At 72.9% G+C, this 3962-nt stretch carries 5 protein-coding genes; 4 read left to right on the top strand and 1 reads right to left on the bottom strand.

The genetic code is table 11. From position 1 onward, the window contains the following. On the top strand, positions 1 to 953 hold a 953-nt coding region (locus ACFXA3_RS33960; protein WP_385193275.1), incomplete at its 5' end, for a CDP-glycerol glycerophosphotransferase family protein. Positions 954 to 1092: 139 nt separating this feature from the next. After that, positions 1093 to 1578 (top strand): VOC family protein, encoded by a 486-nt coding sequence (locus tag ACFXA3_RS33955; protein ID WP_385193273.1) that lies wholly within the window; start codon positions 1093 to 1095, stop codon positions 1576 to 1578. A gap of 29 nt (positions 1579 to 1607) precedes the next feature. Here the strand turns inward: ACFXA3_RS33955 and ACFXA3_RS33950 are convergent, their stop codons facing one another. Continuing rightward, the gene (locus tag ACFXA3_RS33950; RefSeq protein ID WP_385193270.1) at positions 1608 to 2345 is read right to left on the bottom strand and encodes an NAD-dependent deacetylase; all 738 of its coding nucleotides are present in this window, start codon (positions 2343 to 2345) and stop codon (positions 1608 to 1610) included. A gap of 175 nt (positions 2346 to 2520) precedes the next feature. Here ACFXA3_RS33950 and ACFXA3_RS33945 point away from each other — a divergent pair, with 175 nt between their 5' ends. Together ACFXA3_RS33945 and ACFXA3_RS33940 are read left to right on the top strand one after the other, a co-directional pair. After that, positions 2521 to 2946 carry a hypothetical protein gene (locus tag ACFXA3_RS33945; RefSeq protein ID WP_385193267.1) on the top strand — a complete coding sequence of 142 codons (426 nt, stop codon included), beginning with the start codon at positions 2521 to 2523 and terminating at the stop codon, positions 2944 to 2946. A 33-nt stretch (positions 2947 to 2979) separates the two neighbouring features. Next, complete coding sequence (locus ACFXA3_RS33940; protein ID WP_385193265.1) at positions 2980 to 3843, top strand: GNAT family N-acetyltransferase; 864 nt, start codon at positions 2980 to 2982, stop codon at positions 3841 to 3843. Positions 3844 to 3962: the final 119 nt, after the last annotated feature.

Genomic DNA, 3962 nt, shown 5'->3' with positions numbered 1-3962 from the left:
GCGTTCGTTTTTTTTTCTTCCGCGCGGGGGGGGGGGGGGGGCCCCCCCGCCCCCCCCCCGCGCCCCCCCCCCCCCGCCCCCCCCCCCCCCCCCCCCCCCCCCCCGGCCAGATCGTCGTCCAGACCTGGCACGGAACGCCGGTCAAGGAGATCGGCCACGACTTCATCCACGACTACTACACGAGCCCCGACGTCCTGGAGGGCCTGGAACACGACAGCGCCCAGTGGTCGCTGCTCGCCTCCCCGAGCTCGTACGCGACGCCGATCCTCAAGCGGGCCCTCGGCTACCAGGGCGAGGTCATCGAGTCCGGCGCCCCCCGCGCCGACGCGCTCGTCAAGCCCGACGCGCAGCGGATCGCGGAGGTCCGCCGCCGGCTCGGCCTGCCCGAGGGCAAGAAGGTCGTCCTCTACATGCCGACCTGGCGCGAGAACCGCGAGGGCTGGTCGGGCGGTTACAAGCTCGACCTCCAGATCGACCTGGACGCGGCGCGGCGCGAGCTCGGCGAGGACCACGTCCTGCTGGTCCGCGGCCACCACCACGTGACCGAGCAGGTCCGGGACCACGAGCGCGACGGCTTCGTCGTCGACGTGTCCCGCTGGCCCGACCCGACGGACCTGCTGCTCGTCGCCGACGTGCTGATCTCGGACTACTCGTCGGCGCTGTTCGACTTCGCGCTCACCGACCGGCCGATCCTGCTCTTCACGTACGACCTCGAGCACTACCGGACCACGCTGCGCGCCTTCAACTTCGACCTGGCGGAGAAGGCGCCCGGCCCGCTGCTGGCCGACTCGGCGAGCCTGATCGAGGCCGTGCGGGGCGCGGACGCGGTCGGGGCGGAGTACAAGGAGGCCCGCGCCGCCTTCCGCGCCGAGTTCTGCGACCTGGACGACGGCGCCGCCGCCGAGCGCGTCGTCGACCGGATGCTCGCGATGGGGGCCAAGCCCTCGGCGTAAGCCGTTGGAGTGCATTCAGGACGCGTGACGGAACGGCCCCGGGCCCACCGATGAATTTCGGGCCCGGGGCCGGTCTGTATGGGGGAGCGGGCCGGTACGCCGGCGCCCGCACCCGACCACGCACCGCCTGGAGGCAGTCATGAGCAGCAGCAACGGATTCACCACGTGCCTGTGGTTCGACGGCGACGCGGAAGCGGCCGCCGACTACTACCTCTCCGTCTTCAAGGACGGGAGGATCGGGCGGATCGGCCGCTACAACGAGGCCGGGCCCGGGCCGGCCGGCGAGGTGATGGTCGTCGAATTCGAGATCAACGGCCAGAAGTTCATCGGCCTCAACGGCGGCCCGCAGTTCCCCTTCACCGAGGCGATCTCGTTCCAGATCCACTGCGCGGACGAGACCGAGTCGGACTACTACTACGACGCCCTCACGAGGGACGGCGGCGAGGAGTCCGCCTGCGGCTGGGTCAAGGACAAGTTCGGGGTGTCCTGGCAGGTCATCCCGCCCGGTGCCATCGACCTGATCTCCGACCCGGACCCGAAGCGGGCCGCCGCCGCCACCGCCGCCATGATGAAGATGAAGAAGCTGGACGCGGCGGAGATGCGCCGGGCGGCCGACGCGGCCTGACCCGACCGCTGCCTGACCCGACCGAGGTCTCAGGCCGGGGCGGGTCCGGCGATGCGGGACAGCAGGGCCGGGAGCGCGGTTCCGATCGGCTCGCGGATCACCTCGTCGGCGAGGGCGTCGTACGGGGTCTCCTCGGCGTTCACGATGATCAGGCGGGCCCCCGCCTCGGCGGCCATGCCGGCCAGCGAGGCGGCGGGCTGCACCTGGAGCGTCGTCCCGACCGCGATGAACACGTCGCAGCCCTTGGCCACGGCCACGGCCTGCCGCAGCACCTCCGGATCGAGCCGCTCGCCGAACATCACCGTCGCCGACTTGAGGATCCCGCCGCAGACCGAACACGCGGGATCGGGCTCGCCCGCGGCGACGCGGGCCAGCGCCTCGTCCATCCCCGACCGGGCGCGGCAGGCCGTGCACACCACCGCCCGGGCGGTTCCGTGCAGTTCGAACACCTTGCGCGGCGGCGTCCCGGCGAGCTGGTGCAGTCCGTCCACGTTCTGCGTGACCACCCGGACCGGGGTGCCGCCGCGCTCCAGTTCCGCCACGGCCAGATGCGCGGCATTCGGCCGCGCCCCGAGGGCGGCGATCTCGGCACGCATCAGCCAGGAGCGGCGCCGGACCTCCGGATCCGCCATGTAATGCGCGTACGTGACGAGCTTCTCGGCCTCCGGATCGCGGCGCCACAACCCCTGCGGCCCCCGGTAGTCCGGAATCCCGGAATCGGTGGACATCCCGGCCCCACTGAACACTGCGACAAGCGGCTTCCCCATGCCCCGACCCTACGTACGGGCGGGCGGGAGCCGCGAGCGCATTTACCGCGGCGGGGCCGGAGCCCCGCCCGTCCGCCGCGGACCCGCGTCTCGTGCGGTGAATCCCGCCCCCCACAGGAGTGAGATCCGCGGTCCACCCCTGCCCACGCAGACGCCGGGCGGTTACACATCCCGCATGAAGATCATGCCGTACAGCCTCGGTGCCCTGCTGCTGACCCTGCTCGCGCTGCCGGCTGCGACCCCCGCCGTCGCCGACCCCACCCCGGTCGCCGCCCACCACCGGCACAGCGCCGCAGCCATCAGCGTCTTCCTCACCTCCTTCTACGGTCACCACGGCCCCTCCGACCTCGACCGGGACCTGCGCATCTCGCAGCAGCTCAAGGAGAAGCAGGAGCACAGCCCGCTGTCCGACGTCCTGCTCTGCGCGCAGAACGAGCCCGAGGACATCACCATCGGCGCGGTCACCGTTCTCCAGACGGCGGGTGTCGGCTGGGCCACGGTCACCACCCGCTGGAAGGACGACCGCACGGACACGTTCACCGCGTACGTGCGCCTCGACTCCCGGCCGATCAAGCTCGATGACGTGATCTGCGCGGGCTGACCCCCCGGTACGCCGTCTGGTACAACACCGGACATGACGGTATTCGAGATCACCGGCGCGAGCGTCGCCGACATGGAACTCATCCGTACCTGGGCCGACGAGGAAGGCTGGAACCCGGGGGACTCCGACCGTTTCGCGTTCGCCGTCGCCGATCCGGCCGGCTTCCTCGTCGGCCGGCTCGACGGCGAACCGGTCGCCTGTGTCTCGGCCGTGCGCTACGGCTCCGGCTTCGGCTTCATCGGCTTCTACATCGCGCATCCGGCCGTCCGCGGTCAGGGCTACGCGATCCGGCTGTGGCAGGCCGCCATGGAGCGGCTCGAAGGGCGGCTCGTCGGCCTGGACGGGGTGGTCGACCAGCAGGACAACTACCGCAAGTCCGGCTTCCGTCCGGCCTGGAACAACGTCCGGTACGAGGGCGTCCCGCGGGCGGGCGGCACGGGCAGCTCCGGCGCGGGCGCGGGCGGGTTCGAGGTGGTGGACGCCGCGTCGCTGCCGTTCGGGCTGCTGGCCGCCTACGACCGCCGGTTCTTCCCCGAGTCGCGCCACGCTTTCCTGTCCGCCTGGATCGCCCTGCCCGGCCGCACCGCCCTCGCCGCCGTCCGAGGCGGGCGGATCGAGGGCCTCGGCGTGATCCGCCCCTGCAGCGGTGCCTCCCGGATCGGCCCGCTGTACGCCTCCACCCCGGACATCGCGGCCGCCCTGGTGCACCGGCTCGCGGAGCACACCCCCGACGGGGTGGTCGCCGTGGACGCGCCCGACGCGAATCCGGCGGCCACCGCCCTGCTGGCCGCACTGGGGCTGACCCCCTCGTTCGAGGCCGCCCGGATGTACACGGGCCCCGCCCCGGAGGTCGCGCTGGCCGAGCTGTACGGGGTGACGAGCCTCGAACTGGGCTGACGGGCACAAGGCCCGCGGGGTGGCGGGCGGCGGGGGCCCCCCCCCCCCCCGCCCGGCGCGGCCGTCCCGGGGCGTAGCCCAACACGGGCCCCCCGGTGTGGCGCCCGGCCCCCGGGGTG

Source organism: Streptomyces sp. NPDC059456 (genome assembly GCF_042750055.1).
Classification (GTDB): domain Bacteria; phylum Actinomycetota; class Actinomycetes; order Streptomycetales; family Streptomycetaceae; genus Streptomyces.
This window is presented reverse-complemented; position numbering and strand designations above follow the sequence as displayed.